Annotated in this window: 28 protein-coding genes and 1 pseudogene; 17 read left to right on the forward strand and 12 right to left on the reverse strand. The window is 73.1% G+C overall.

The window, feature by feature from the left end; genetic code table 11:
- Positions 1–330: 330 nt before the first annotated feature.
- The 10 genes from FB457_RS09930 (at position 331) to FB457_RS09975 (ending at position 7,643) form a co-directional block, all read left to right on the forward strand.
- Positions 331–780 carry an SRPBCC domain-containing protein gene (locus tag FB457_RS09930; RefSeq protein WP_145781538.1) on the forward strand — a complete coding sequence of 150 codons (450 nt, stop codon included), beginning with the start codon at positions 331–333 and terminating at the stop codon, positions 778–780.
- Entirely contained in the window at positions 777–1,175 is a 399-nt protein-coding gene (locus tag FB457_RS09935; protein ID WP_047018546.1) for an ArsR/SmtB family transcription factor, read from the forward strand. Before FB457_RS09930 ends, FB457_RS09935 begins: the two co-directional genes overlap by 4 nt.
- Positions 1,172–1,984, forward strand: a complete 813-nt coding sequence (locus FB457_RS09940; RefSeq protein WP_145781540.1) for an SDR family oxidoreductase — start codon at positions 1,172–1,174, stop codon at positions 1,982–1,984. Before FB457_RS09935 ends, FB457_RS09940 begins: the two co-directional genes overlap by 4 nt.
- A 7-nt stretch (positions 1,985–1,991) precedes the next feature.
- Positions 1,992–2,195, forward strand: a complete 204-nt coding sequence (locus FB457_RS09945; protein ID WP_047018544.1) for an isocitrate lyase/phosphoenolpyruvate mutase family protein — start codon at positions 1,992–1,994, stop codon at positions 2,193–2,195.
- A complete protein-coding gene (locus tag FB457_RS09950; RefSeq protein ID WP_486588978.1) occupies positions 2,192–2,584 on the forward strand; it encodes a SpvB/TcaC N-terminal domain-containing protein in 393 nt (130 codons plus the stop codon). Before FB457_RS09945 ends, FB457_RS09950 begins: the two co-directional genes overlap by 4 nt.
- Positions 2,584–3,099, forward strand: a complete 516-nt coding sequence (locus FB457_RS36025) for a hypothetical protein (RefSeq protein ID WP_486588979.1) — start codon at positions 2,584–2,586, stop codon at positions 3,097–3,099. The genes FB457_RS09950 and FB457_RS36025 overlap by 1 nt, the downstream gene beginning before the upstream one ends.
- Before the next feature lie 226 nt (positions 3,100–3,325).
- Positions 3,326–4,414, forward strand: coding sequence for a 2-keto-3-deoxygluconate permease (locus FB457_RS09960; RefSeq protein WP_253911456.1), 1,089 nt, complete (start codon positions 3,326–3,328; stop codon positions 4,412–4,414).
- On the forward strand, positions 4,411–5,673 hold the full coding sequence (locus tag FB457_RS09965) for a four-carbon acid sugar kinase family protein (protein WP_145781544.1): 1,263 nt from the start codon (positions 4,411–4,413) through the stop codon (positions 5,671–5,673). The genes FB457_RS09960 and FB457_RS09965 overlap by 4 nt, the downstream gene beginning before the upstream one ends.
- Positions 5,670–6,758 carry a 4-hydroxythreonine-4-phosphate dehydrogenase PdxA gene (gene pdxA, locus FB457_RS09970; RefSeq protein ID WP_047018541.1) on the forward strand — a complete coding sequence of 363 codons (1,089 nt, stop codon included), beginning with the start codon at positions 5,670–5,672 and terminating at the stop codon, positions 6,756–6,758. The genes FB457_RS09965 and pdxA overlap by 4 nt, the downstream gene beginning before the upstream one ends.
- Positions 6,759–6,770: 12 nt before the next feature.
- Complete coding sequence (locus FB457_RS09975) at positions 6,771–7,643, forward strand: UTRA domain-containing protein (protein ID WP_145781546.1); 873 nt, start codon at positions 6,771–6,773, stop codon at positions 7,641–7,643.
- A gap of 31 nt (positions 7,644–7,674) precedes the next feature.
- Here the strand turns inward: FB457_RS09975 and FB457_RS09980 are convergent, their stop codons facing one another.
- The 6 genes from FB457_RS09980 to FB457_RS10000 all read right to left on the reverse strand — a co-directional run bounded on the left by FB457_RS09980 (position 7,675) and on the right by FB457_RS10000 (position 12,071).
- Positions 7,675–9,030 (reverse strand): type I glutamate--ammonia ligase, encoded by a 1,356-nt coding sequence (locus tag FB457_RS09980; RefSeq protein ID WP_047018539.1) that lies wholly within the window; start codon positions 9,028–9,030, stop codon positions 7,675–7,677.
- Between the two features lie 128 nt (positions 9,031–9,158).
- Complete coding sequence (locus FB457_RS09985; protein ID WP_173534947.1) at positions 9,159–9,581, reverse strand: VOC family protein; 423 nt, start codon at positions 9,579–9,581, stop codon at positions 9,159–9,161.
- Positions 9,582–9,651: 70 nt separating this feature from the next.
- Entirely contained in the window at positions 9,652–10,584 is a 933-nt protein-coding gene (locus FB457_RS09990) for a DUF5996 family protein (RefSeq protein ID WP_145781548.1), read from the reverse strand.
- Between the two features lie 18 nt (positions 10,585–10,602).
- The gene (locus FB457_RS09995; protein ID WP_047020448.1) at positions 10,603–10,962 is read right to left on the reverse strand and encodes a UBP-type zinc finger domain-containing protein; all 360 of its coding nucleotides are present in this window, start codon (positions 10,960–10,962) and stop codon (positions 10,603–10,605) included.
- 183 nt (positions 10,963–11,145) lie between these two features.
- Complete coding sequence (locus FB457_RS36030) at positions 11,146–11,418, reverse strand: carbohydrate-binding protein (protein ID WP_486588981.1); 273 nt, start codon at positions 11,416–11,418, stop codon at positions 11,146–11,148.
- Positions 11,352–12,071, reverse strand: coding sequence for an NEW3 domain-containing protein (locus tag FB457_RS10000; protein ID WP_486588972.1), 720 nt, complete (start codon positions 12,069–12,071; stop codon positions 11,352–11,354). The genes FB457_RS36030 and FB457_RS10000 overlap by 67 nt, the downstream gene beginning before the upstream one ends.
- Positions 12,072–12,280: 209 nt before the next feature.
- On the opposite strand from FB457_RS10000, the gene FB457_RS36035 reads away from it, so the two are divergent.
- A complete protein-coding gene (locus FB457_RS36035; protein WP_253911455.1) occupies positions 12,281–12,622 on the forward strand; it encodes a hypothetical protein in 342 nt (113 codons plus the stop codon).
- A 118-nt stretch (positions 12,623–12,740) separates the two neighbouring features.
- Positions 12,741–13,475: a GNAT family N-acetyltransferase gene (locus tag FB457_RS35170; protein WP_186461952.1), complete on the forward strand. Its 735-nt coding sequence runs from the start codon at positions 12,741–12,743 to the stop codon at positions 13,473–13,475.
- On the opposite strand, the gene FB457_RS10015 is transcribed toward FB457_RS35170, so the two are convergent.
- Positions 13,435–14,805, reverse strand: coding sequence for a helix-turn-helix domain-containing protein (locus FB457_RS10015; protein ID WP_145781550.1), 1,371 nt, complete (start codon positions 14,803–14,805; stop codon positions 13,435–13,437). The genes FB457_RS35170 and FB457_RS10015 overlap by 41 nt on opposite strands.
- A gap of 170 nt (positions 14,806–14,975) precedes the next feature.
- On the opposite strand from FB457_RS10015, the gene FB457_RS10020 reads away from it, so the two are divergent.
- Both FB457_RS10020 and FB457_RS10025 read left to right on the forward strand, forming a co-directional pair.
- Complete coding sequence (locus FB457_RS10020) at positions 14,976–15,383, forward strand: adenosylhomocysteinase (RefSeq protein WP_047018535.1); 408 nt, start codon at positions 14,976–14,978, stop codon at positions 15,381–15,383.
- A complete protein-coding gene (locus FB457_RS10025) occupies positions 15,380–16,042 on the forward strand; it encodes a haloacid dehalogenase-like hydrolase (RefSeq protein ID WP_145781552.1) in 663 nt (220 codons plus the stop codon). The genes FB457_RS10020 and FB457_RS10025 overlap by 4 nt, the downstream gene beginning before the upstream one ends.
- A gap of 63 nt (positions 16,043–16,105) precedes the next feature.
- On the opposite strand, the gene FB457_RS10030 is transcribed toward FB457_RS10025, so the two are convergent.
- From FB457_RS10030 to FB457_RS10045, 4 genes are all read right to left on the reverse strand, one after another.
- Positions 16,106–16,462 carry a CU044_2847 family protein gene (locus tag FB457_RS10030; RefSeq protein WP_145781554.1) on the reverse strand — a complete coding sequence of 119 codons (357 nt, stop codon included), beginning with the start codon at positions 16,460–16,462 and terminating at the stop codon, positions 16,106–16,108.
- Entirely contained in the window at positions 16,459–16,908 is a 450-nt protein-coding gene (locus tag FB457_RS10035) for a hypothetical protein (RefSeq protein WP_047018532.1), read from the reverse strand. The genes FB457_RS10030 and FB457_RS10035 overlap by 4 nt, the downstream gene beginning before the upstream one ends.
- Positions 16,909–16,972: 64 nt before the next feature.
- Entirely contained in the window at positions 16,973–17,950 is a 978-nt protein-coding gene (locus FB457_RS10040; RefSeq protein ID WP_186461953.1) for a trypsin-like peptidase domain-containing protein, read from the reverse strand.
- Between the two features lie 180 nt (positions 17,951–18,130).
- A complete protein-coding gene (locus FB457_RS10045) occupies positions 18,131–18,460 on the reverse strand; it encodes a hypothetical protein (protein WP_186461954.1) in 330 nt (109 codons plus the stop codon).
- A 116-nt stretch (positions 18,461–18,576) separates the two neighbouring features.
- Between FB457_RS10045 and FB457_RS10050 the strand changes: the two genes are divergently transcribed.
- Positions 18,577–19,419, forward strand: a complete 843-nt coding sequence (locus FB457_RS10050; protein WP_047018529.1) for an alpha/beta fold hydrolase — start codon at positions 18,577–18,579, stop codon at positions 19,417–19,419.
- 207 nt (positions 19,420–19,626) lie between these two features.
- Here the strand turns inward: FB457_RS10050 and FB457_RS10055 are convergent, their stop codons facing one another.
- Entirely contained in the window at positions 19,627–20,838 is a 1,212-nt protein-coding gene (locus tag FB457_RS10055) for a glycoside hydrolase family 5 protein (protein WP_486588973.1), read from the reverse strand.
- A 726-nt stretch (positions 20,839–21,564) separates the two neighbouring features.
- Here FB457_RS10055 and FB457_RS10060 point away from each other — a divergent pair.
- Positions 21,565–23,571: a glycoside hydrolase family 9 protein gene (locus tag FB457_RS10060; RefSeq protein ID WP_047020443.1), complete on the forward strand. Its 2,007-nt coding sequence runs from the start codon at positions 21,565–21,567 to the stop codon at positions 23,569–23,571.
- A 285-nt stretch (positions 23,572–23,856) separates the two neighbouring features.
- A pseudogene (locus tag FB457_RS10065) lies at positions 23,857–24,112 on the forward strand (cation:proton antiporter); the annotation flags it as partial.

A 24,112-nucleotide genomic window follows, 5' to 3' on the forward strand; every position in this document is an offset into this window, starting at 1 on the left:
GACTGAAGGGCGCTCCCTTCGCGTGGGGCGGCGGCCCGCCGCCATCGGGCGGTCCTGGTCCGTGCGCCCAAGGCCCGCGGATGCCGCAGTGGACGTAGCAGCCGGCTCCAGCGCACGCCTCTTGGCCCGGTCGGCACCCCGCTGGGCGAGCAGCGCCCCCAAAAGAACCCCCGCCACGCCGGTGATCGCAATCGGTACCGCCCCCACACCCATGGGATCACCCTCGGCGGCGGGGCCGCGCCTCGCCATTATTGCGCAACAGAAGGTTGCGAATTGCCGCTGCGACCGCTAGCGTGATGCGCAACCGATGGTTGCTTATTGGAGGTCGTTGTGGAGTTCGGAAAGCTGGAGCGCGAGATCCGTATCGATGCGGCACCGGAGATCGTGTTCGAGGTGGTGAGCCGTCCCGAGCACATCAAGATGTGGTGGTCCGACGATGCGTCGTTCGAGCCCGCGCCGGGCGCGGTCGGCGAACTGGTGTGGGGCGACCGCGCTACGGTTCAGACGATCACGGTGGTCGACGTGGAACCGCCCCACAGGTTCACGTTCCGCTGGGTCGCCCCTGATGGTCAGCCGGCCGATGCGGACAACTCTCTCCTGGTCACCTTCGAGCTGGAGCCCTCCGGCGACGGCACGATCCTGCGCCTGACCGAGAGCGGCTGGCGGGAGAAGGGCTGGGAAGCCGCTGTGCTCGAGGATGCCTTCCACGACCACGAGCGCGGCTGGGACCTGTTCCTGCCCAGGCTGCGGAAGTACGCCCCTTCCGCGGTGACGCGATGACCGTCGCCGTCGACGACGAACTCTGGTCGGCGATCGGCGACCCGATCAGGCGCCGCCTGCTCGACCTGCTGCTCGCGGAAGGAGTAGGTACGCCGACCAGCCTGAGCGATCGCCTCCCGGTCACACGCCAAGCGGTCGCCAAGCACCTGGGCGTCCTCGATCGCGCCGGCCTCGTGCACGCGACGCCGATAGGCCGAGAGCGGCGCTACGAGGTCGACGAGGCGCAGCTCGCCCGCGCCGTCCGGCAACTGAACGAGGTCGGCAAGACCTGGGATGCGCGGCTGAACCGCATCAAGCGCATCGCGGAACAGATCCAGCGCCAGAAACACGACCGAGAAACACGACCGAGAAACACGACCGACCGACAGGCCACCGCACCTTTGGAGGACACATGACCGGACTGCTGCTTCGCGACAAGAACGCTGTGATCTACGGAGGCGGGGGCGCCATCGGCGGCGCCATCGCACGGGTATTCGCCCGGGAAGGCGCGAGAGTCTTCATCGCCGGGCGGACGCAGGCGAAGCTCGACGCCGTGGCGCGTGACGTCACCGCCGCGGGCGGAACAGTCAGGGCCGCGAAGGTCGACGTTCTCGATGAACAGGCGGTCGAAAAGCACGCCGATGAGATCGCAGCGACGGTCGGCGGCATCGACATCGCCCTCAACGCCGTGAGCGTCATGCATGACCAGGGGACCTTGCTGGCGGACCTCTCGCTGGAGGAGTTCATGCGGCCGGTCGACGGCTTCCTGCGGACGCTCTTCATCACCAGCAAGGCCGTGGCACGGCACATGGGTCACGAGCGACCCGGTGTCATCCTGACGCTGTCCGAGCCGGGTTCCAAACTGGCTGTGGGCGGCATCTTGGGGCACAGCGTGAGCGCGGCTGGCAAGGAGGCTTTCTCGCGAGTTCTGGCCGCGGAGCTGGCACCCAGCAACATCCGGGTGATCTGCATCCGTCCACACGCTGTCGTCGATGCGCCGGAAGCGGGTTCCTACACCAAGGAGCTCTTCGAGCAAACCGCGGCAGCGGCCGGGCAGTCGGTCCAGGAACTGCTCGAAGACGGGGCGATGGCGCAGATGACGCTGCTCAAGAGGCTGCCCACACTCTCCGAAATCGCCGAGACGGCCGCGTTCCTGGCTTCGGACCGAGCCGGAGCCATGACCGGTGCCATCGCCAATCTGTCCGCCGGCGCACTTGTCGACTGAGGCCGCTGTGACCGATCAGGCCGACAAGGCCGAGCTGCTTCGTTCCCTGCACATCCCGGGCGTTCCGCTGATGCTGCCGAACGCCTGGGACGTGGGCAGCGCCCGCGCCGTCGCCGCCGCGGGCTTCCCCGTGGTCGCGACCGCGAGCAACGCGTCGACACCTCCGCCCCCGAGGAGCGCAACCGCGCCCGGGTCGCGGGCCGGTACCTGAAGCGCATCCGGTACGGGAACACCGAGCCCGGCACCTCCGCCGACTTCTGCTTCGAGGTGGTCTTCGGCTACGGGGAGCACGACGAGGACGCGCCCGCTCCCGGCGAGGTCCTTCCGTGGCCGGTGCGCGCCGACCCGTGGTCGACCCGCCGGCCCGGCTTCGAGGTGCGCACGTACCGGCTCTGCCGCCGCGTGCTGATGTTCCACCGGACCCCCGAACTCGGGCCCCGGCCGCAGTCGGCGAGCGCCCTGCTGCTCGGGTACGACGAGGACCCGGCCGCCACCAGGCTGGTCTCCCTCACGCACCGCGGCTACGTGCCGGACGGGCGTGGCTACGCGTACGCGGAGCTGCCCCGGCTCACCTTCGGCTACACCGGGCGGACCGGCTGATCGAATACGGCTGCGGCGCCCGTACCTCCTACGCCTACGAGCGCTCACCGCGGGCCTGCACCGGGCGGCGCCCGGCGGGGCCGGGGTCCCGCCGCCGGGCGCGTGGTTCCCCGCGCACGAACTCCCCGCGCCGCGCCGGTGGTTCGGCCCCACGGAGGGCGCCGTGCCGCTGGCGGACGGCGGGGCGCAGGCTGTCCTCTGCCGAACTCTTCGACCCGGCCACCGGCGAGTGGACCTGCGCCGCGCCCATGGCCGACTCCCGTAGCGCCCATCCCCTGGGGCCGCTCCAGGACGGCCGGGTGCCCGGCGCCGGCGGCCGACGGAGCATCGGCCGCGGCCGGGGCATCGTTCTGCGAGCTGAACGACCCGGCGCCCGACGCCGGGACGCGCACCGCCAGCCTGGCCGCCGCCCGCGCGGGACACCAGGCGACGCCGCTGGCCGTCGGCACCGTGCTCGCCACGGGCGGCACGGTCCGCTCGGGCCGCGCCACCGGCGCCCGGCGCGGACGAACTGACCGCCACCACCGGGGTCTTCCGGATCTGAGCGGGGACGCGCGCGCCGCCCTGCCCCGCGGCCCTCCGCACCGGCCCCCGCCCAGGCGAGGGCCGGTTCTCCGCGTCCGCCACCGGGTCCGGAGAGCCGAGGCTTCCCCTTCCCGGCCCGGTGTGGCATCTTGTACGTACAACAGATACGTACAAGTTCGGCGCCCGCGCCGTCCTGATGCCGACGAGGAGGTTGGCGTGAGCGGTCCAGAGAAGTCCAGGGTCCCCCTGTTCGCCACCATGCAGCGCATACCTGGCGGACTGATGCTGATCCCGCTGATCCTCGGCGCGGTCTTCGGCACCTTCGCCCCCGGGGCCCTCGGGATCGGCAGCTTCACCACCGCGCTCTTCCAGGACAGCGCGCTGCCCCTCATCGCCCTTCTGATCTTCGCGACGGGTACCCAGGTCTCCCTCCGCACCGGCGGCCCGATCCTCGCCCACGCGGGCACGGTGCTGCTGATGAAGAGCCTGATCCCGGCCACGCTGGTGGTGCTGCTCGGGCTCGGCGTCGGCCTCGACGGGCTGCTGGGCGTCTCGCTGCTCGCCCTGCTCGCCTCGATGGACAACAGCAACGGCGGCCTGTGGCTCGCCTTCTCCGGGCAGTACGGCGACGAGCGGGACCGCGGCGCGTACGTGGCGAGCGCCGTCAACGACGGGCCCTTCCTCACGCTCCTCTTCCTCGGCGCCTCCGGCCTCGGCGACATCCCGTTCCTCGCCCTGCTCGGCGCGATCGTCCCGTTCCTGCTGGGCGTGCTGGTGGGCAACGTCGACGCCGAGTGGCGCAAGGTCGTCCAGCCGGTGCCGAACATCGTGATCCCGTTCTTCGCGTTCTCCCTCGGCACCGGCATCGACCTCGGCGACATCGTCACCGGCGGCGTGACCGGCCTGCTCCTCGGCCTGGTCATCGCGCCGTTCACCGGCTGCCTGGTCTACCTCGGCTACCGGTACATCCTGCGCCGCGGCACCATGTCCGGCCTCGGCTTCGCCGCCGGCACCACCGCGGGCAACGCCATCGCCACCCCCGCCGTCGTGGCCGCCGCGGACCCCCGGTTCGAGGAGTACGTCGGCACCGCCACGGCACAGGTCGCGGCGTCAGCCCTGGTCACGGCGATCGTCGCGCCGCTGCTCGCGGCGTACATGCTGAAGCGGAAGGGCGCCCTGCGGCAGGGTGGCGTCCCGGACGAGCCGGCGGACGCAGCCGGGGCGTCCGTGACGGCCGTCGCAGCAGACGCGGACACCACCGCGGGGGGCCTCGCGGACCGCCCGGAGCAGGAGCAGCGCGCATGACGTACGAGGTGGCGATCGTCGCCGACGACCTCACCGGCGCCGGCGACACCGCCGTGCAGTTCGCCGGGGCGGGCTGGCCCACCCTGCTGCGGCTGGGCGGGGACCGGCCCGGGGACACCGAAAGCGGCGGTGACGTCGCCGTCGTGGCGATCACCACGGACTCCCGCGCCCGGCCGCCCGCCGGGGCGGCGGACCTCGTACGCGAAGCGACCACCGGGCTGCTGCGCCGCGGCGTGACCCACCTCTTCAAGAAGGTCGACTCGACGGTGCGCGGGCCGGTCCGCGCCGAGATCGACGCCATGCTCGACGTGCTCTCCCCCGGCACCGTCGCGCTCGTGTGCCCCGCCTTCCCTGCCGTGGGCCGCACCGTCGTGGACGGCGTCCTGCTGGTCGGGGGACGCCCGGTCGGCGAGACCGCGGTGGGCCGGGACCCGGTGACGCCCGTGACGGTCAGCCATCTGCCGACGCTGCTGGACGCGCCGCTCGTACGCCTCGATCCGCGGGGCGCACCCGCCGCCTGGGCCGCGGAGGTCCGCGCGGCGGGCAGCCGGATCGTCGTGCTCGACGCCGCGGACGACGCGGACCTGGACCGGATCGCGCGGAGCGTCGCGGACCTCGGCGAGCGGGCGCTGGCCGTCGGCTCCGCGGGCCTGGCGGGCCCGCTGGCCGCCCGGTGGCGGCGGGAGGCGCGGGCGCCCGGCGCCGCGCCGGAGGACCGCGCGGGCTCCGTGCCCGCCAGGGATCCCGCGGGCACCGCCCTCGTGGTCGTGACCAGCCTGCACGACGCCTCCCGCGCGCAGGCCGAAGCCCTCGCCGCGCACTCCGCGGAGCACCTGCGGCCCACCGCCCGGGACCTCACCGAGGACGACGCGTGGGCCGGGTTCCTCGACCGGGTGCGGACAGCCGCGGCCGGCCGTCCGGACACGCTGCTGCTGAGCACCCCGGACCGGGGCGCCACGGCCGTCGACCCGGAACTGGTCGCCCGCCGGGTCTCGGACGCCGCCGCGCACGCGGTGGCCGCCGGCTCGGTCGCCGGCCTCGTCGCCACCGGAGGCGACGGCGCCCGCGCGGTCCTGGCGCGCCTCGGCGGGACCGGGATCAGGCTGTACGACACCGTCGAGCCGGGCGTGCCGGTCGGCGTCGTCGTCGGCGGCCCGGCCGCCGGGCTGCCCGTGGCCACCAAGGCCGGGGGCTTCGGCAGCCCCGACGTACTGATCAAGGCCGCGCAAGCGGTGCGAACGGAGAGGAGTCACCGGTGAACGACCCGCAGGTGCCCACGCTTGCCCTCACCCTGGGCGACGTGGCCGGAATCGGACCGGAGATCACGGCCCGTACCCTGCTGCACCACGACGAACTGCGCGGCGTCAGCCGGCCGGTCGTGATCGGCGACGCCGACGCCGTCCGCAGGGCCGTCGCGCTCATCGGCGAGGACCCGGGCGCGGTGCGCGTCGTCGACTCGCCCCGCGACGCCGGGAACGAGCCGGGGACCATCGACCTGGTGCAGGACGGCCCCTCCCTGGGCGCGGTCCCCTACGGCGAACTCAGCGCGGCGGCCGGCGACGGCTCCGCCCGCTTCGTCAAGCGCGCGTGCGCGCTGGCCCGCGAGGGACTGGTCGACGGCATCGTCACCGCGCCGCTGAACAAGGCCGCCATGCACGCCGGCGGCCACCTCTGGCCGGGGCACACCGAGCTGCTGGCGCACGAGTTCGGCGTCGAGAACTTCAGCCTCGTGCTCTCCGCGGGCGAGCTGTACTTCTTCCACCTCACCACCCACGTGTCCCTCACCGAGGCCATCGCCGGGGTCTCCCCCGCGCGTACGGACAACGTCCTGCGCCTCGTCGGTTCGTTCGCCCGCGCCCTCGGCCTGCCCGAGGAGCCGATCGGCGTCGCCGGACTCAACCCGCACGCGGGCGAGAACCGCCTCTTCGGCGACGAGGACGCCGACGTGCTGGCTCCCGCGGTGGAGCGGGCGAACGCCGCGGGGATCCGCGCGGTCGGGCCGCTGCCCGCCGACGCGCTCATCCCCGCCGCGGTGAAGGGCGCGTGGAAGTTCGTCGTCGTCTGCTACCACGACCAGGGGCACGCCCCCTTCAAGGCGGTGTACGGCGACGACGGCGTGAACATCACCGTCGGCCTGCCCGTCGTCCGGGTCTCCGTCGACCACGGCACGGCCTTCGACATCGCGGGCAAGGGCGTGGCCCGGGAGGCGAGTCTGGTGCTGGCCACCCGGCGCGCGGCCGAACTGGCGGCGGGCTGGGGCCAGGTGTGGCGGACCGCGCAGGCGGGCGAGTCGGCCGCGGCGAGCGCGGCAGCCGCCGTGGAGCGGCCGGGGACGGCCTCGTAGACTCCGGGCGATATGGCAGTCGACAGAAGTGACCCGCGGCCCCTGCACCAGCAGGTGGCCCAGTCCCTGCGCCAGCAGATCCTGGGCCACGACCTGCCGCCGGGGGCGCCCCTGCCGAGCGAGGCCGAGCTGTGCGCCACCTTCGGCGTCGGGCGCAGCGTCGTACGCCAGGCGGTGGCGGGGCTGGCGGCCGACGGCCTGGTCATCCGCCGGCAGGGGCGGCCGACACTGGTGGCGTCGCCGGCCGAGTACCGGCGGCTGGTGCAGCGGGCGACGGGGCTCTCCGACCAGTTCGCCGTCGCCGGGCAGGAGTTGCGCACCGTCGTCCGGACGCTGGACCCCGGCACCCCGCCGCCGCGCGCGCAGGCGTTCCTGCATACCGCGGACGCGCTGAAGCTGGAGCGCCTCCGCCTCGTCGGCGGCGACCCGCTGGCGTACGTACGCACCTGGCTGCCCGCCGCGAAGGTCCCGGGGCTGCGCGCCGAGGACCTGACCGACGCCTCGCTGCACCGGCTGCTCACCCGCAACTACGGGCTGCGGCCGGTCAGCGGGCGGCGGCAGGTCCGCGCGGTCGCGGCCGACGACATGCTCGCGGAGGCCCTGCGCACCGAGCCGGGCGGCCCGCTGCTGATGCTCGAAGGCGAGACCACGGACCAGCACGGGCACGCGCTGGAGTGGTTCACCACCTGGCACCGCGCCGACCGCGTGGTCTTCGACATCGACGTCTCCGAGACCAGCGAGACCGTACGGCTGAGCGCGCTCGGCGCCGCAGGCGCCGAGGCCCCCGAGGCCGGCCCGGACACCCGCGGGGCGGGGGCACCGGCACCCGCCGATCTGGAGCGGGCGCGCGAACTCGCCGAGGAACTGCGGCGGCTGCTCGGCTGACGGGACCGGCGGGCCGGACGGTACGTCCCGGTCAGTACCGGCGGCGGGTGGCGTCGACGGTCTCGGCCCGGGAGCGGTCGGCGAAGAGACTCTCCTCCGCCTCGCGTACCGCGAGCAGCGCGTCGAAGAGGTGGTCCCCCATCGCCTTGCGCAGCACGACCGAGCCCCTGAGGTGCCGTACCGCCTCCGCCAGACCGGTCGGCAGCCGCTCGATGCCGCTCCGTGCGAGTTCACCGGGGTCCGCGTGGGCCGGGTCGTCGGTGAACTCCGCGGGCAGGCGCAGCGCGTCCTCGCGGCCGGCGAGCCCCGCGGCGATGACCGAGCCCACCACCAGGTACGGATTGGCCGCCTGGTCGAAGCACTTGAGCTCGGCGTTCGCGCGCTGGGCCGCCTCGCCCGCGGGCCCGGTGATGAAGCGCAGCGCCGCCTCCCGGTTCTCCCAGCCCCAGCAGCGATAGGCGCCCGCCCACGACGACGGTGCCAGCCGCAGATAGCTGGCCGGGGACGGGCAGCCGACGCCGGTCAGGGCGGGCAGCGACCGCAGCAGCCCGGCGAGGAACGCCTCGCCGTCCGGCGTCATGCCGCGCGGGCCCGTACCGCCGTGCATCAGGTTCTTCTCGCCGCGCCAGAGGCTCAGGTGCACGTGCCCGCCGTTGCCGATGCCGGAGTGCCCGGGGAGGGGTGCGAAGGAGGGCCGCAGCCCGTGGGCGTGGGAGACGGCCCGTACCGTGTGCCGGACGAGGACGGCGGTGTCGGCGGCGTCCAGCGGGGCTTCCGGGACGGTGGAGATCTCGAACTGCCCCGGCTCGTACTCCGGGTGGATCTGCAGCACCTCCACGCCCTGCGCGGTGAGCGCGTCGACGATGTCGAGGAGGTACGCGCCGGAGTCCGCCAGCCGGGACAGCCCGTACGCCGGCCCCTCGCCGAGGGCGCCGGGGCCGACGCTCCACTCGGTCTCGAACCCCATCCGCAGGCTCAGCCCCTGGCCGGCCGCGGCGCGCACCACGCGGTTGACGAAAGACCGGTGGCACCCCGGGTACGGCTCGCCGTCCTGGCTGTACCGGTCCGCGGGCGCCCACGCCCAGCCGGGCTGCGCGGCGAGCCGGGTGAGCCGGTGCAGGTCCGGCAGGAGGAGCAGATCGCCCACGGGGCCGCCGTAGCCGTCGGTGCGGGCCATCGAGTCGTCCACGAGGAAGGTGTCGAACACCGGGGACATCCCCACGCCGTGGACCGCGAGCCGGGGAAGCCGGGCGAGCGGCACGGTCTTGACCCGGCCGATGCCCGCGTTGTCGACCCAGCTCAAGGCGATGAGCCGGACGCCGGCCTCGGACATCGCGGCCATCGCCCGGTCCACCGATGCCGCTCCGTCAGCGGTACGCACAGTCATGGCCCCATGTTTGGGCCGGACGGGTCACCGGTGCTCCCGCCACTCCGACGGCGGACACGGCGTTCACCCGATCGGCGGCAGCGGCGTGCCGCACCGGCGGGTCGGCCCGGATCCCGCGGCGGGGTCGTTCAGCCGGGCAAGTCCTCGGGGCGCTTCTTCGCGAAGACGCCTTCGAGCATGCCGGTGGCCTGGCCCACCTCGATCAGATAGCCGTCGGGGTCGCGCAGGTAGCAGCGCTTCTCCGGCCCGCGGTCGAGGGGCGGGGTGAGGAAGGTGGCGCCCTTGGCGCTCCAGTCCCGGTAGACCGCGTCGATGTCGGCGACGCGGAGGTTCATGAAGCTGGAGACGGTGTCGCCGGGCTCGTAGTCCACCACGGTGATGTCCGGCTTGTCGGGGGTCGGACCGCCGCCCGGGTTCATGATCACCCAGGAGTTGGCGAGCTTGACGATGCAGGGGTTCTCCTCCAGGACCACCTGCCCGCCCAGGACCTCGCTGTAGAAGGCCCGGGAGCGGGCGACGCGCCGGACGGTGAGGAAGAGCGTCACGGCCATCCCGGTCTCGGGAGCGGGCAGGTTCTCCAGGTCGATGGCCGGCTTCCGGTCGGTCACGGCTCTCCTCCTGTCAGCGGGGTCCCGCCCGGCGGGCAGGGTCGTCCTCCAGGGCGGCGCGGTCCCAGTCGCCGTGGAGGGCGGCCGCCTCGTACGTGGACTGCAGGAAGCCCAGCAGCAGGGCGTCGGGGTCGGCGGCGGTGCGTACGGTCTCGTACGGCAGGAGGAACTGCTTCCACTCCGGCGAGTAGGCCCCGGCCGGGACCGGATGGTCGCTGAAGCCCGGCGGCTCCGGGTAGGCGTACGCGTAGAATATGCCCTCGCCGTCGCCGCCGGGCCAGAAGCCGGCGCTGCTCAGCTCGTGCGAGTAGCCCTCGGTCATCACCCAGTCCGGGCAGTTGGGGGTGGTGCCCGCGTGGACGGGCGCGGTGCGTCCGGAGAACCGGGTGACGGCCATGTCCATGCCGCCCCAGAAGAAGTGCACGGGGCTGACCTTGCCGATGAAGCCTGAGCGGAACTCGTTCAGCACCCGCGACGCCTGCACCAACTGCCCCCAGAAGGCGTGCGCGTGGGCGGGGTCGTACGCGGCGTGGGTGCGGTCCTCGGCGAACGGGATCGCCACCTCCACCTCGACGGGGCGGGCGAGGATGGAGACGTCGACCCCGGCCCGCTCCAGGGCGGCCATCGTCTCCCGGTAGAAGTCGGCGACCGGCTTCGCCTCCAGCGCGACGGTCTCCACGGCGCCGGCCGTGGTGCGCAGCCGCAACTGGTGGTCGATGAAGTCGAACTCCATGTCGAACGTGCGGCGGCCGGGGATCGCGGACGTCGTCAGCCCGCGGGCGGAGACGTAGAACGCGACCTGCCACCAGTGGTTGACCATCGGCGCCAGCGCCAGCCGGACCTTCCCGACGATCTGGGTCCACATGTGCAGGGTCTCGCGGGTGTCCGCCCAGTCCGCGACGCGCAGTGCCGGCCACGGGTCGGCGGTGGGAAGCACATTCGTCATCGACAGCTCCAGGACGCGTCAGTGGAGGTGCTGCTGCCAGTCCTGCGGGACCTTCCCCGCGGGCCCCGGCACCGGCTGCCCGTCGGGGTGCGCGTGCGGCGGGCTCATCGCCGGGCCGTCGACGAACTGCCCCGTGTCGGCGTTCCAGAACCAGTCCTCGCCGGGTTCGAAACTGGTCAGCACCGGATGCCCGCTCTCCCGCGCATGCCGGCTGGCGTGCTGCGAGGGCGAGGAGTCACAGCACCCGATACGCCCACAGGCGGCACACCGCCGCAGGTGAAACCACCACCCGGGTCCCTCCCCGGCCACACACCCGGCACACCCTTCCCCGCTGGGGGTGGAGGCGGGATCGATCCCGGACATCCGCTCGGCATCCATACCCCCATGCTGCGCGCCCGCCCCCACCCCAGCCTCCCGAGACACCCATCCGGGTGCCCCCACCCCACCCGGCGGGCCTCGACACGCGTCGCGAAGTCGCAGCTGAACCCGCCTGCGTGGGGTTACGGACCGGAGTCCGTACCCCCACGCGGCCACGCGTCGTGGCGCTCCCGGCCCAGGGGCCTACGGCGTGCCTCCCCGAGGGCCCAGGGAGAGGCGGTCGAGGTCCGGGGCGGAGCCCGCGGCGTTGCCGACGGTGATCGTGTTGGTGCCCGGTTGGAGGGTGATCGGGAGTGACCTCGTGCGGGGGGTGTTGTTGCCGATGTCCGTCACCGTCGCCTCCGCCGGGGGGCCGCCGTTGACGCTCACCTGGAACGTGCGCGTGCCGTTCACCGTGTAGTCGATGTACAGCGTCCGCTCACCGCCCTCGTCCACCCGCACGTCCGGGAAGACCACCGACGCCCCCGGGCCGCCGCCGATGCTGCGGACCTTCTCGTCGCCCGAGCAGGGACCGCACCCGGTGATCCCCGGTCGTGCCGAGGTCGTTCGCCGAGTCCTCCGCCTCCCGCATCCACTCCCGGTCCGCGGGCAGCGTCCGCAGCGACACCTCGTCCGACACGCTCATGCCGCGCCCGAGCACGTCGAAGTCCGCCCGCCACCGGGATGTCCGCCGAGCCGATGTCCTGCCCGGGCGGCGACGTGACCGTCCAGCTCGCCTCCAGCGTCTCGCCCAGCCGCAGCGACGAGGCCGTGACCGGCCCGCCCTCCGCCGTCCAGCCGGCCGGCAGCCGCGGCGCGAGGCGGACGCCGGTGAGCTGCTCGTCGTGGTCCAGCCGGAGCCGCTCCGTGACGTCGGCCGTGCGCCGGCCCGGTCCCGCCCACTGCAGGCCGTGCGGGCGGACGGTGAGCGTCGTCCTCGGCCGGTACGAGGCCGGGGGCAGCGGGCCGACCGAGATCCGGTCCAGGCCCGGGCCCCTGCGGTCGGTGCTGAAGACCTTCACCGTGTTCGCCCCGGCCTTCAGCGGCACGGAGACCGCCGTGCTCTCCGGCACCTCCGCGTTGCTGCCAGCGACGGACACGCCGACCGGCGCCGCACCGTTGACGCTCACCGACAGCGACGAGTCACCGCCCGCGGTGTGGTCGAGCTGGAGGCGGTAGTCGCCGTTGGCTCGCCCCCCAGACAGCAGACCAGCCCGGGTGGCGGCTGCTGCTCCGCGCGGGTGACCACGACGACCTGCGCGACGGCACCGGCGCGGACCTGCGGAACGGGACCGCCACGTACCGCCTCGCGCAGTTGCTCCACCGGCCGGACCGGGCGGTGAGGGAGCGGGCCCGGCTGCTGTTCAGCCGGGCCGCCGCCTCGGAACCCGACCACCGCGAGCTGACGGAACTCCTCCGGTCCCCGGACGTGCTGCGCCCGTGCAACCGGCTCCTGGCCGATCTGCGCCACCGCGCGAATGCCCTGCTGGACGATCTCTCTCCCGATTCCCCCTGCACCGGCCTGCTGCGCGCCCGGGTCGACGCGGAAGCCCGTCCGCTCGGCGTAGGTGAGGAGGAACGCCCCGCCGCCGCGCCGCACCCGGTGGACCCCGGCGGCACCCCGGTCGCCCCCCGCCCCCGCGTCGCACCGGGAGGTGAGGTGAGCCAGACCTCCGATTAATCCGTCCCAAGTTCCGCTGTTTGTCCCGTACTTGAGGACGACGCGGCCCATTGACATCCGATGAACGTGCCTTTACGTTCCTCCGCGACCCCCTGACAGGAGAGTACGCGCCGGGGCGATGCCCAGCGCCCGCGGGGTGCAGGTCGTCGACATCGGCGACCAGCGGACCCGGTACCTCAAGCTGGAGGTACGCAGCCTCTGGGGCGGCCCGCAGGCCCCGGAGTTCTTCGGCCGGCTGCGCGTCGACGAGATCCAGGTGGCCCACGGCCGTCCGGCGGCCACCCGCACCGGGCTGCCGCTGGAGGCCGAGGCACGGGACAACCGGCTCCAGGGCGGGGCCCGCGAGGCAGGGTGCGACGCCTGCTCCGGCGCGCGGCTCGTCGCCGGTCTCGGCGGCGGGGAGCACAGCTCCGTCACGTACCGCGACGTCCGCGCCCCCGCGGCGGTGGGGTGGGTCGGCATCGGCGACCGCGCGGAGTACCCGCGCCTGCAGCGTTCACCGGTCACCAGGGCCCTCGATGACACGCCGGTCTGGGTGATCACCTGCCTCTTCGTCATCCGTGGCCACCGCCGCCGCGGGCTCCAGACGAAGATGATCAGCGCCGCCTGCGACTTCGCCGCAGAACACGGCCGGAACACGGTCGAAGCCTTCCCCGTCGCCCCCGCGCCGGGCCGGACCGCGAGCGCGGACAACGCGATGACCGGCATCGCGTCGGCCTGGGGCAGCCGGCTTCACGGAAGCAGCCCGCCGCAAGAAGGACCGCCCGGCGATGCGCCGCACCCTCACCGGCACCTGACGGCCGCCGCTGACCTCAGAAGGGGGCGGCGGCCACGGAGGGCCGGCGGGCGGTGAGCCGGAGGGTGAGGTGGTCGAGGGCCCGGTCGGCGTAGACCGAGCGGATCGTGCCGTTGAGGCGGCGTGCGTGGCGGGCCAGTTCCGTCGCCGCGCCGTGTTCGTGCCGGCGCAGGTGGCTGTGGGCGAGCCATGCGGTGTAGAGCACGGTCTCGCGTACGCGCCGCGGATCGCAGCCGGCGAGGGCGGCCCCGATGCGGTCGCCGCCGCGCCGCGGCCGGCCCAGGGCGATGTCGAGGCGGCCGGCGATGATCTGCATCTCGTCCGGGGTGAGCCAGTATGCCCACGCCGGGTCCTGGTCGGTGCCCGCGCGGCGTGCGCCGTAGGCGTCCTCGGCGCGGCGGAGCGCCTCGTCCGCGTGGTCGGGCTCGCCCGCCGCGGCGTGGGCCCAGGCGGTGCGGGCGTGGAGAAGCGCGCGGACGGCCGGCGTCGCTTCCGCCGCCTCCGGAGCGCCGTGGCCCACGGCGTCCAGGCGGGCGAGTGCGGAGCGGCTGACCGTGACGGCGTCCCGGCCGTGGCCGTGCTCGGCCAGGTGGTAGCCGAGGCTGGAGACCAACTGCGCGGCCAGCACGGGCGCGTCCGCCGCGTGTGCGGCCTTGATGCCGTGGGTGTGATGGCGCACGCCCGCCCCCTCGTCCCCCGCGTCCGCGGCCGACCAGCCCGCGAGCCCGCACAGCTCGGCGAGGAGCCGCAGCAGGCCGCGGCCGACCGCCGCGCTGTACGACGTGGTACGCAACAGGGCGGCCGTACGGGCGAGTTCGTCGCGGACGGCCGGGTACAGGTCGCCGCCCGCGACCGTGTCGTCGGTCCGGTGCAGATAGCGCAGCCGTCCGCGTACGCCGTCCAGATCCGTCGCGCCGAGGCGGCGGGGCCGTCCGTGCGCGCGGTGGGCGCGGGCGGGCGGCGGCGGGGTGATCAGCCACTGGTGTACGACCCGTACGGCGTGGCCGTGCCCGCCCTCCCCTCCCCCGGGCTCCGGCGCCGCGCCCGCCGGGGGCGCGCCCGCGCCGAGCCGTACGGCGAGGTCGTCGCGCTCCGCCGCGTCCCAGATGTCCTTGATCAGCACCGGGAGCTCCCCGGCAACGCCGTGCCCGGCGGCGGGCCCGGCGGCGGGCCCGGCGGCGGACGCCGGACCGAGCAGGGCGGCCAGGTCGTCGAGGGTGACGGCGAGTTCGCCCGCGAGTGCCCGGCGGACCCCGGGCGAGGGCGTGGAGATCCCGCGCTCCCAGCGGGCGACGCTGGAGACGTCCACCCCGAGGCGCTGCGCGAGCGACTCCTGCGTGTGGCCGCGGCTGCGGCGCCGGCGCGCCAGGGCGGAGGAAGGAGGCATGCACCGAAGCGTAACCAGAGACAGGCGACCGGCCCGGTGGGCGCCCGCGGACCGCCGTACGGGTGCCGGATGACGGGCAAGTGCCGGGTTTTCGCCCTGGCCGGGGGCGGTGGGAGCGGGTGGACTCGGTGCCGTTCACCCCCCGCCCGTACGTCCAGGGAAGGAGCCCCATGCCGCTGCTGCGCGACCCCGCGCTCGCCGAGGAGGGCGCCCGGAAGATCGACTTCGCCTACAGCCGGATGCCGGTGCTGCGCGCGCTGACCGCGCGGTGGGCGGAGGAGAAGCCGCTGACCGGTGCGCGGATCGCCGCCTGTCTCCACGTGACCACCGAGACCGCCAACCTGTGCCGCGCACTGGTCGCCGGGGGCGCGCAGGTGGCGCTGTGCGCCTCCAATCCGCTGTCGACGAAGGACGACGTGGCCGCGGCCATCCAGCGCGACCTCGGCGCCGAGGTCTTCGCGGTGCACGGCTGCGACCGGGACACGTACTACCGCCAGCTCGACGCGTACGGGATCACGCTGGACGAACTCGGCCCGCACCAGCGGGACTACCTCGCCTCCTGGCGGACCGGCACATGACGCCCGGCGGGATCACCCACGTCGTGTGGGACTGGAACGGCACGCTCTTCGACGACGCGGACGCCCTGATCGCCTCCACCATCGAGGCGTTCGCGCGCCAGGGGCTGCCGCCCGTCACGCCCGAGCGCTACCGGGCGCTGCACACCCAGCCCATCGACGCCTTCTACGACCGGCTGCTGGGCCGCACCGTCCCGGCGCCGCTCCGCGCCGCGCTGCACGCCGCCTTCCACGACGCCTACCTGCGCCGCAGGCCCGGCATCGGCCTCGCCCCCGACGCCCTCGCCGCACTGCGCACGGCGGCGCGGGCGGGGCTGACGCAGTCCGTCCTGTCCATGCATCCGCACGACGTGCTCGCGGAGTTGATCGAGCGCTTCGTGCTGGGCCCGCACCTGGTGCGCGTCGACGGCCAGCGGGGCGCGGACGCGGGCCACAAGCGCGACCACCTCGCGGCCCACCTGCGCGCCCTGGACCGTCCGCCCGGCGCCGTCCTGCTCGTCGGCGACAGCGTCGACGACGCCCGCGCGGCGGCGGCCGTCGGCACCCGCTGCGTGCTCTACGCCAGCGGGCTGCACTCCGGCACCGCCCTCCGCGCGGAGGGTGTCCCCGTCACCCGGACCCTGGAGGACGCCCTGGCCGTAGCCCTCGGGCCCGCCCGGTGACGGCTCTGGGGCCGCCGCGCACCCGTCGCCGTGAGCGAGGCCCCTGACGCACTGTCCGCCGCGTCAGCGCCCGTTCGGGACCGGATACGTGAGGGTGACCGCGACCGACGCCTCGGCCGACCCGCTGAAGAGGACGACGTTGCCCTCGCTGGCGATCGTGATGCCGAACTCGATCGAGACCGACTCGGGCGCGGTGGTCTGCGCCGCCAGTTCGCCGACGGTGCGGCTGAACCGCTCGGCGACGACGTGGATCGTGTTCTGGACATGGTCCAGCGCCTCGGTCGCCTTCCGTCCCGCGACCCTGCGCAGGTTCGACGAGGTGGGTTCGGAGCCGGGGAGCCGGTGGACGGCGATGTAGACGTCCCGGCCGTCGATGACGGTGGGCAGCGCTTCCTGCTGGGGGTGCACGGGCCTGTTCACCCCTCTTCCAGCTTGTAGGTGCCGCGGAACAGGAGCTTTCCCTGCGGGTAGAGGTAGTAGCCGGTCCCGGCCGGTTCCTTCTCCCACCGCCAGTAGTGCCGCACGGCGGCTCCGGCGATGTTGACCAGCCTGCCGAGAGGGGTGGCGTTCCGGAGGTTCCGCAGGAACCGCGAGTCGAGGAAGGCGTGGATCGCGTCCCGTAGCGGCTCGAAGCTCCGGTCGGCGTGGTCCAGCGCGAACATGTGGCGGGCGCCCTGGTCGTCGGTGAGGACGAACGCCAGGATCACCCCGGTCTCGCGGTGTATGTAGGCGTCGCCGGGCTCGATCCTGATCGAGTCCGGCGTGCCGTCGTCGAGGACGGCGGGCAGGGGCAGGGGGACGCCGTTGAGTCGGGAGACGTTCATCAGCCAGCGGCCGTAGTCGCTGGCGTGCGGGCTCTTGTCCACCTCGGGTGCCTTCCGGTGACGGGCCGCCGGTTCCCGCGCCGCTCGGGCCCGGGTGAGCGGCGGCCTACAGGTTGTCCAGGATCCAGCGGGTGACACGCTCCAGCGCGCCCTGCGACACCTCCTCGGCGACGGCGTCCGGCACGGACTCGCCGGATCCGCCCGGCAGGGGCGCGGGCCCGGTCAGGGGCTCCGGCACCGGCACGTCCGCGGCGCCCGTCCCCGTCCCGGTTCCGGCGGGCGCGGCGGGCGCGGCGGACGCCGCCGGCTCGCCGGGCTCGCGGCCGGGCGCGGGGGCAGCCTCCGTACGCACCTCGATGTCCGGTCCTTCGCGGCGCTTGCGCAGCATGTCCTCGGCCACCGCCGCCGCGGCACCGCCGCCGGCCGCGGCGGCAGCGGCGGGGAAGCCGGCCCACCGGCTCCCGTCGAGCTCGACACGGCCCGCGCAGAGGGCGCGCACGTCGTCGGCGCGGCCCGCCCACACGCTGTTGGCGAGCCAGCCGTCGGCGGTGTTGTAGCGGGCGGAGACGACACCGACCACGCTGTCGTCGCTCCGCTGCCGTACCGGCGCGCCGCTCATGCCGGGCAGCACGTCCCGCGAGTGGAGGCGTCCGAGGGTGACGTCGTCGGTGCGGCGCACCTCACCCTGCCACTCGCCGAGCGCCTCCACCCACACGACCGGCGGCGTGCCGGCCGTCTCGTACATCAGGGCGTGGCCCACCACCGTCACGGGTTCGGCGTGCGCGACGGACCGGGAGGCGCGCAGCAGCCGCGCGCTCCCGGGGAAGGCGGCGTCCGCCGCGAGCAGCGCCAGATCCGTCTTCCGGTCCTCGGCCAGGACCCGTGCCGTGGTCCGGTCGGCACCGGGGTCGCGTAAGCGGTCGACCGTCAGCACCCCGTCGTCGCCGAGCGCCAGCGTGCCCTGGACGACGTGCCAGGCGGTCACCAGGTATCCCGGCGCCAGTTGGAAGCAGGTGCCCTGGGGCACGCCGGAGGAAGAGAGGATCCGGCCCACGTAGTCCGGTACGGGATGGGAGTTCTTCACGCCTCCACCTAGCGATCGGGCCATCGGCGTGCGTTCGCACGCAACCGGTGGAGGGGGGTGGGCGGGGCGCCGACCGGCCGCATGTCCATGGTGCGCCCGTGCGGGGCAACTCGTATGCGACTGAGCCAAGTTGTGCGACCTTGTCCGTTCATGTCGCGATGTACGGGGACCGTACGGACCTCAGCGGTGCCGGCCGGCGTCCGGGGCCCGGCGCAGCAGCCGCCGCATCCACAGCCGGTCGGCGGCGAAGCGGCGCGCCGGCCCGGCGGCGTACGAGCCGGACGGCGCGTACGGCGCGGCGTGCCCGCCGGGCTCCCGCGGCGGGACCGCCTCCCAGAGCAGCACCGGAGGGTGCGGCACGGCCACGGGTGCGCCGAGCCGCAGCGGCGGGCCGCTGCCCGCGACAACTGCCGCGCGTCCCCTGGAGTGGCGGCGGTGCTGCTCCAGCTTCGTACGGTGTCGACCTGCCGTCCGTCCGCTCAGCCCGGGGCGTCCGTCTCCGTCGGTCACCGATGAGTCCTGGCGGTGGATCGGGTCTGTCCTGGTATGAATCTCCTCTACGCTCACGTCTCCGTCCCTCGCGACGGCCGAGCCACACCACTGCCGCCCCGGACCGGGGAGAGCCGATGACCACTGTGCACGCCAACGGGGTCGACCTGGGCATCGAATCGTTCGGTGCCGACGACGCGCCTCTCGTCCTGCTCGCGGGCGGGACCACGATGCTCTCCTGGCCCGACGCGCTCTGCGAGCGGCTTGCCGCCGGAGGGCGGCGGGTGGTCCGTTACGACCTGCGCGACAGCGGGGAGTCGACGACCGTGGATCCGGATGCGCCCGCCTACACCCTGCGCGACCTCGCCGCGGACGCGGCGGCCCTCGTCGAGGTGCTGGGCGGGGGGCCCGCGCATCTGGCGGGGATCGGTGTCGGCGGGATGGTTGCTCAGGTGGCCGCGCTCGACCATCCCCGTGCGTTCTCGGCGCTCACCCTGGTCGGCACCCGCGCGGTCGCGCCCGGGCCGCCCGACGACGACCTCCCCGACCACGACGGGGCGACGATGGGCCGGCTCTTCGGGCAGCCGATGCCCGACTGGAGCGACCGGGAGGCGGTGGCGGAGTTCACCGCTGCCGGCGCGGCGATCCTCGGCGACGACCCCGCCGCCGCGCGCGTGAACGGGGGGCGCGTCTGGGACCGTACCCCCGGCACCGCGCCCCCGGTCCAGATGGCGAACCACCTGGGCATGGTGTTCTCGAAGCTCGACTGCACACCCCGCTGGCGCGAGCGGCTGCCCCGGATCGACATCCCCACGCTCGTCGTCCACGGCCGTCGCGACTCGTTTTTCCCCGTGGGCAACGGCGAGGCCATCGCGCGCGAGATCCCCGGTGCCCGGCTGCTCGTGCTGGAGACGGCCGCCACCGCGATCCCCGACGCGGCGGCCGGCGAGGTCGCGGAGGCGATGCTCGCGCTCGGGTAGCACGCCGGGGCAGGGGCGCGGCGGGCTGCCGTACGGGCGCGGGTCCGCGGTTCGGGACCGTACGGCCGCCGCACGGTCAGCCGGGAAAGAGGAGCCCGCGGTGGCCGTGGAAGCGGCGGCGCGGATGCCGAAGATTGCGCATCCGCGCGCCGCCGCGGGCTCCGTCACCAGAGGAGACCTGCTCTGGACGGCAAGCCCGGGTTGCCCTCAACCGCCGTCGACGCCGCTCATGATGGCGCTGAGGATGCCCTGCTGGGTCACGGTGTAGGAATTTCGGTCGAACAGACCGAACCCATACCGTCCGTTTACGCCGTTGTCCCAGTAGACGCTGACTGCCCCGTACTTCTTTGCCGTGGCCGCCAGGGTGTGTACAAAGTCGGCACGGTAGCTGTTGTTCGCCGAGTCGAACGACGACTTGTCGATCGCTCCGTATTCACCGACGACTACCGGATATCCCTTCGTGACGAACCCGTCATGCATCTTCTTCAACTGCGCGTCCAGATGGTCCTCCTGTCCCCAGGTGGACGTCTTCGACGGGTCCGTCGCGGCCGGGCCCCACTGCGTGATGTTTCCGTTTTCCTCTCCAGCGAAATCCCACGGATCATAGTAGTGCACGGAGATCATGATCCTCTGCTCGTCGCCGGGAATGGAAGGCGAACGGTACTCGTCGGTCGGGATGGCGAAGCCGTAGTCGCCTGCGGTGTAATCGATGTTCGTGTTCCAGCCGGGGACGAGCAGCCATCGTGAGGTGTTGTTGCCACCGGTCCGCCGTACCGTGTCCACGAAGATCTGGTTGTAGTCGTTTATGTTCGAGTAGCACGGTTGAGTCGGCTGACCGTACTGACCGTCGAACTCTTCGTTCATGGACTCCAGGATCAGGTGCTGATCGTAGCCCTGGAACCGCGACGCGATCTGCTGCCATACCTTCCGGTACTTGTCCTTGATTTCCGTCTGAGAAGCTGCGTCACAGATCAGCCAGGAGCCGTTGATCGTTTTGTAGCCGTCACCGTGCATGTTGATCACGACATACATGCCTCGGCGATAGGCATAGTCGACGACTTCCTGGACTCTGTTCAGCCAGGACGAGTCGATCGTGTAGTCGGGGCCAGGCCCTATGTTGCGCAGATAGGAGACCGGGATCCGGATCGTTTTGAATCCCGCCCCGTGCACCTTGTCGATGAGGGCTTGCGATACCTTGGGATTACCCCACGATGTTTCGCCGGGATATCCGTCGATGTTGGCTTCGAGTTGGTTCCCCAGGTTCCAGCCCGCGCCCATGTCGGCAACGATCCGGGAAGCGTCCGACCGGGCCGTCTTACCGGCAGATGCCGCATGAGCCGAGACGCCGTACACAGATGCGGCCACTGCTAATATCATGGCCACGAGTACGGCTTTGATCTTCATCGTTTTCGCAGTCATGGCGTTCTCTCCTCCGGTCTTGAGGTGCCAAAAACGATGCGAATTCACCTGACGCTGCGCAGCGGGCAGCCATGGGTGGCTTCGTGGCCCACTGACGGTGCGCGACCCCCGCGCTCGTCGAATTACAGTCGAAGCGCTTCGATCGAATATTCGACGATCTCGGTCTGTTTCTTCCAGCCGAGAAGATAGACTCATGCCGCGGTCATGACAATACCCTCGCGCCCGGATTTGTGGACAGGCTGCTCGCGGAGGTCGGAAACGCAGGTCGGTCACGGCAGCGGCAGTTCCGATCACGGCCTGACCTGGAGAGGGCGAGGACAGCCGCAGCGACCAGACAGAGTTGCCGGACCGTGGAGGGCTGCGGCAGCAGCGGCTCGACCCTCCACTGCTCGTCCGGCACGATCCACGGCGGTGCCTCCCCACCGTATGGAACGCTCAACTCCCGCATCGGACACAACAGCCAGGGGCGATCCACCTCGTCGCGTCGCGGCCGACGGGCGTGGGACCGCAGCCCGGCAGTGCCCCCTTCGGCGCGCCACCATGGACGCCATCGCCAACGAGCCGGGGACCGGAGCCGCTTGGGCGGTCACCACCGGCGCCGGACACCCCGTCCGCCGCTCACATCATTGACGTGGGCACGGCACAAGAGGAGCATGAGAGGCGATTGGGAGCGCTCCCACATCCTGCCGGGAACCCGCTGACCACCGGAATCAGAAGGGCCGCCGCATGCCGACTTCCGCATCCGCTCGTCCCGCCCGCGGCGCCGGCCGCAGAGGCCCCCGCCGATGGAGCCGCGGCCGGTCCGGGCTCGTCGCCGGGCTGATCGCCGGCGTGGTGTTCGGCGGCGGGCTGCTCGCCCCGCCCTCGGCAGACGCCGGCGAGTCGCCCGAGGCGGGGTTCAACTACGCCGAGGCACTGCAGAAGTCGATGTTCTTCTACGAGGCGCAGCGCTCCGGCGACCTCCCGGCCGGCAACCGCGTCGGCTGGCGCGGCGACTCCGCGCTCGACGACGGCTCCGACGTCGGTGTCGATCTCACCGGCGGCTGGTACGACGCCGGCGACCACGTGAAGTTCGGCTTCCCGATGGCGTTCACGACCACACTGCTGGCCTGGGGCGGGCTGGCCGCGGAGGACGGCTACCGGCAGTCGGGCCAACTCGCGTACCTCAAGGACAACCTGCGCTGGGCCAACGACTACTTCATCCGCGCGCACCCCGAGCCCGACGTCCTCTACGCCCAGGTCGGCGACGGCGAGGCCGACCACCGGTGGTGGGGACCGGCCGAGGTCATGCCGATGGAGCGGCCGTCCTACCGCGTGCACCCCGGCTGCCCGGGATCGGACGTCGCCGGCGAGACCGCCGCCGCCATGGCGTCGTCCTCGCTGCTCTTCGCCGACGACGACCCGTCGTACGCCGCGACCCTCGTCCGGCACGCCGAGGAACTGTACGACTTCGCCGACACCCACCGGGGCGTCTACTCGGACTGCGTACCCGCCGGCAACTTCTACCGTTCCTGGTCCGGCTACCAGGACGAGCTGGTCTGGGGCGCGTACTGGCTCTACAAGGCGACCGGCGACGCCTCCTACCTCGCCAAGGCCGAGACCGAGTACGACCGCCTCGGCACCGAGCCGCAGACCGACACCCGCAGCTACCGCTGGACCATGGCGTGGGACAACAAGGCGTACGGCGCCTACGCGCTGCTGGCCATGGAGACCGGCGACGACCGGTACGTCCAGGACGCCAACCGCTGGCTCGACTACTGGACCACCGGCGTGGACGGCCAGCGCGTGCCGTACTCGCCCGGCGGCCAGGCCGTCCTCGACACCTGGGGCTCGCTGCGCTACGCCGCCAACACGGCCTTCGTCGCCCTGGTCTACTCCGACTGGCTCGCCGCCACCGACCCGGACCGGGCGACGCGCTACCGCACGTTCGGCGAGCGCCAGATCGACTACATGCTCGGCGACAACCCGCGTGACTCCAGCTACGTCGTCGGCTTCGGCGCCAACCCGCCGCGCAACCCGCACCACCGCACCGCCCACGGCTCCTGGACCGACCAGCTCACCGCACCCGAGACCAACCGCCACGTGCTCTACGGCGCCCTGGTCGGCGGCCCCTCCGGCCCCGACGACGAGTACACCGACGACCGCCAGGACTACGTCGCCAACGAGGTCGCCACCGACTACAACGCCGGACTCTCCGGCGCGCTCGCCGCCCTCGTCGAACGGCACGGCGGCACCCCGCTGCCCGACTTCCCGCAGCCCGAGGAGCCCGACGGCCCGGAGATGTACGTCGAGGCGTCCCTGAACGCCGACGGCGCGGGATTCACCGAGGTCAAGGCGACCGTCCGCAACCGCAGCGGCTTCCCCGCACGGACGCTGGACCAGGGCACCTTCCGCTACTGGTTCACCCTCGACGAGGGCGTGGACCCGGCGGACCTCACCCTGTTCTCCGGCTACAGCGAGTGCCCCTCGCCACTGCGCGGCCCCTTCCAAGCGGAGGGCGACCTCTATTACGTGGAGTTGGACTGCACCGGAAAGGCGATCTTCCCCGGCGGCCAGTCCCAGCACCGAGCCGAGGTACAGTTCCGCATCACCGGGGGCCCCGGCTGGGACCCCACCGACGACTGGTCGTACCAGGGACTGACCAACCAGCCGGCCCGCGCCGAGAACTTCCCGCTCTACGACTCGGGAGAGCTGGTCTGGGGCGAGGGCCCGGGTCCGACGCCCGGAGGCTGAACCGGTCACGCCGGGGAGGCGGTCGCCGGGCCGTATCAGGGGCGGCATCGGCCGTCCTCCGCGTCTTCATCGTGAACCGGGGCCAAGGGCGAGACCGGGCCCGAGGTGTCTGCCCAACCGTCCCACTCGTCCGCGGTCAGCGGGCAGGGCCTCTCCCGGTGCGTGCTCCGGGTAGCGGCAGCGGTGGAGGGGTGCGTGGGAGTGGGATAGGGTTCCCGGCGGTGTGCCGGGAAGTCTGGTCGGCGAGCAGGGGATTGGTCTCTTTGCTGATCGGGGGCTTCTGTCGTGGTACTTATCGCGGTCTTCGGGGTGGCGCTGCTGGTGGCGGTGCTGCTGTCCGGCCTGGCGGCCCGCTCGGTGCTCTCCACGTCGCTGCTGTTTCTGGTCGGTGGTGCCCTGGTCAGCGACGGATTCCTGGGTCTGATCCACATCACGCCGGACAGTGGCCTGGTCGCGGTTACCGCCGATCTCGCATTGTTCGCCGTGCTGTTCACCGACGGCATGCACGTGTCGTTCCCCGCTCTGCGCAGCGCCTGGAAGA

The organism is Streptomyces sp. CNZ287, from assembly GCF_007827615.1.

What these genes read in the sequence shown, in the direction of transcription:
- FB457_RS10050 (WP_047018529.1), top strand. Translation starts at nt 18,577, where the DNA reads ATGACCACTGTGCACGCCAACGGGGTCGACCTGGGCATCGAATCGTTC.
- FB457_RS10020 (WP_047018535.1), top strand. Translation starts at nt 14,976, where the DNA reads ATGCCGCTGCTGCGCGACCCCGCGCTCGCCGAGGAGGGCGCCCGGAAG.
- FB457_RS10055 (WP_486588973.1), bottom strand. Translation starts at nt 20,838, where the DNA reads ATGACTGCGAAAACGATGAAGATCAAAGCCGTACTCGTGGCCATGATA.
- FB457_RS35170 (WP_186461952.1), top strand. Translation starts at nt 12,741, where the DNA reads ATGCCCAGCGCCCGCGGGGTGCAGGTCGTCGACATCGGCGACCAGCGG.
- FB457_RS09985 (WP_173534947.1), bottom strand. Translation starts at nt 9,581, where the DNA reads ATGGCCGTGACGCTCTTCCTCACCGTCCGGCGCGTCGCCCGCTCCCGG.
- FB457_RS10060 (WP_047020443.1), top strand. Translation starts at nt 21,565, where the DNA reads ATGCCGACTTCCGCATCCGCTCGTCCCGCCCGCGGCGCCGGCCGCAGA.
- FB457_RS09975 (WP_145781546.1), top strand. Translation starts at nt 6,771, where the DNA reads ATGGCAGTCGACAGAAGTGACCCGCGGCCCCTGCACCAGCAGGTGGCC.
- FB457_RS09980 (WP_047018539.1), bottom strand. Translation starts at nt 9,030, where the DNA reads ATGACTGTGCGTACCGCTGACGGAGCGGCATCGGTGGACCGGGCGATG.
- FB457_RS09965 (WP_145781544.1), top strand. Translation starts at nt 4,411, where the DNA reads ATGACGTACGAGGTGGCGATCGTCGCCGACGACCTCACCGGCGCCGGC.
- FB457_RS10015 (WP_145781550.1), bottom strand. Translation starts at nt 14,805, where the DNA reads ATGCCTCCTTCCTCCGCCCTGGCGCGCCGGCGCCGCAGCCGCGGCCAC.
- FB457_RS09940 (WP_145781540.1), top strand. Translation starts at nt 1,172, where the DNA reads ATGACCGGACTGCTGCTTCGCGACAAGAACGCTGTGATCTACGGAGGC.
- FB457_RS09995 (WP_047020448.1), bottom strand. Translation starts at nt 10,962, where the DNA reads ATGGATGCCGAGCGGATGTCCGGGATCGATCCCGCCTCCACCCCCAGC.
- FB457_RS09935 (WP_047018546.1), top strand. Translation starts at nt 777, where the DNA reads ATGACCGTCGCCGTCGACGACGAACTCTGGTCGGCGATCGGCGACCCG.
- FB457_RS09990 (WP_145781548.1), bottom strand. Translation starts at nt 10,584, where the DNA reads ATGACGAATGTGCTTCCCACCGCCGACCCGTGGCCGGCACTGCGCGTC.
- FB457_RS10025 (WP_145781552.1), top strand. Translation starts at nt 15,380, where the DNA reads ATGACGCCCGGCGGGATCACCCACGTCGTGTGGGACTGGAACGGCACG.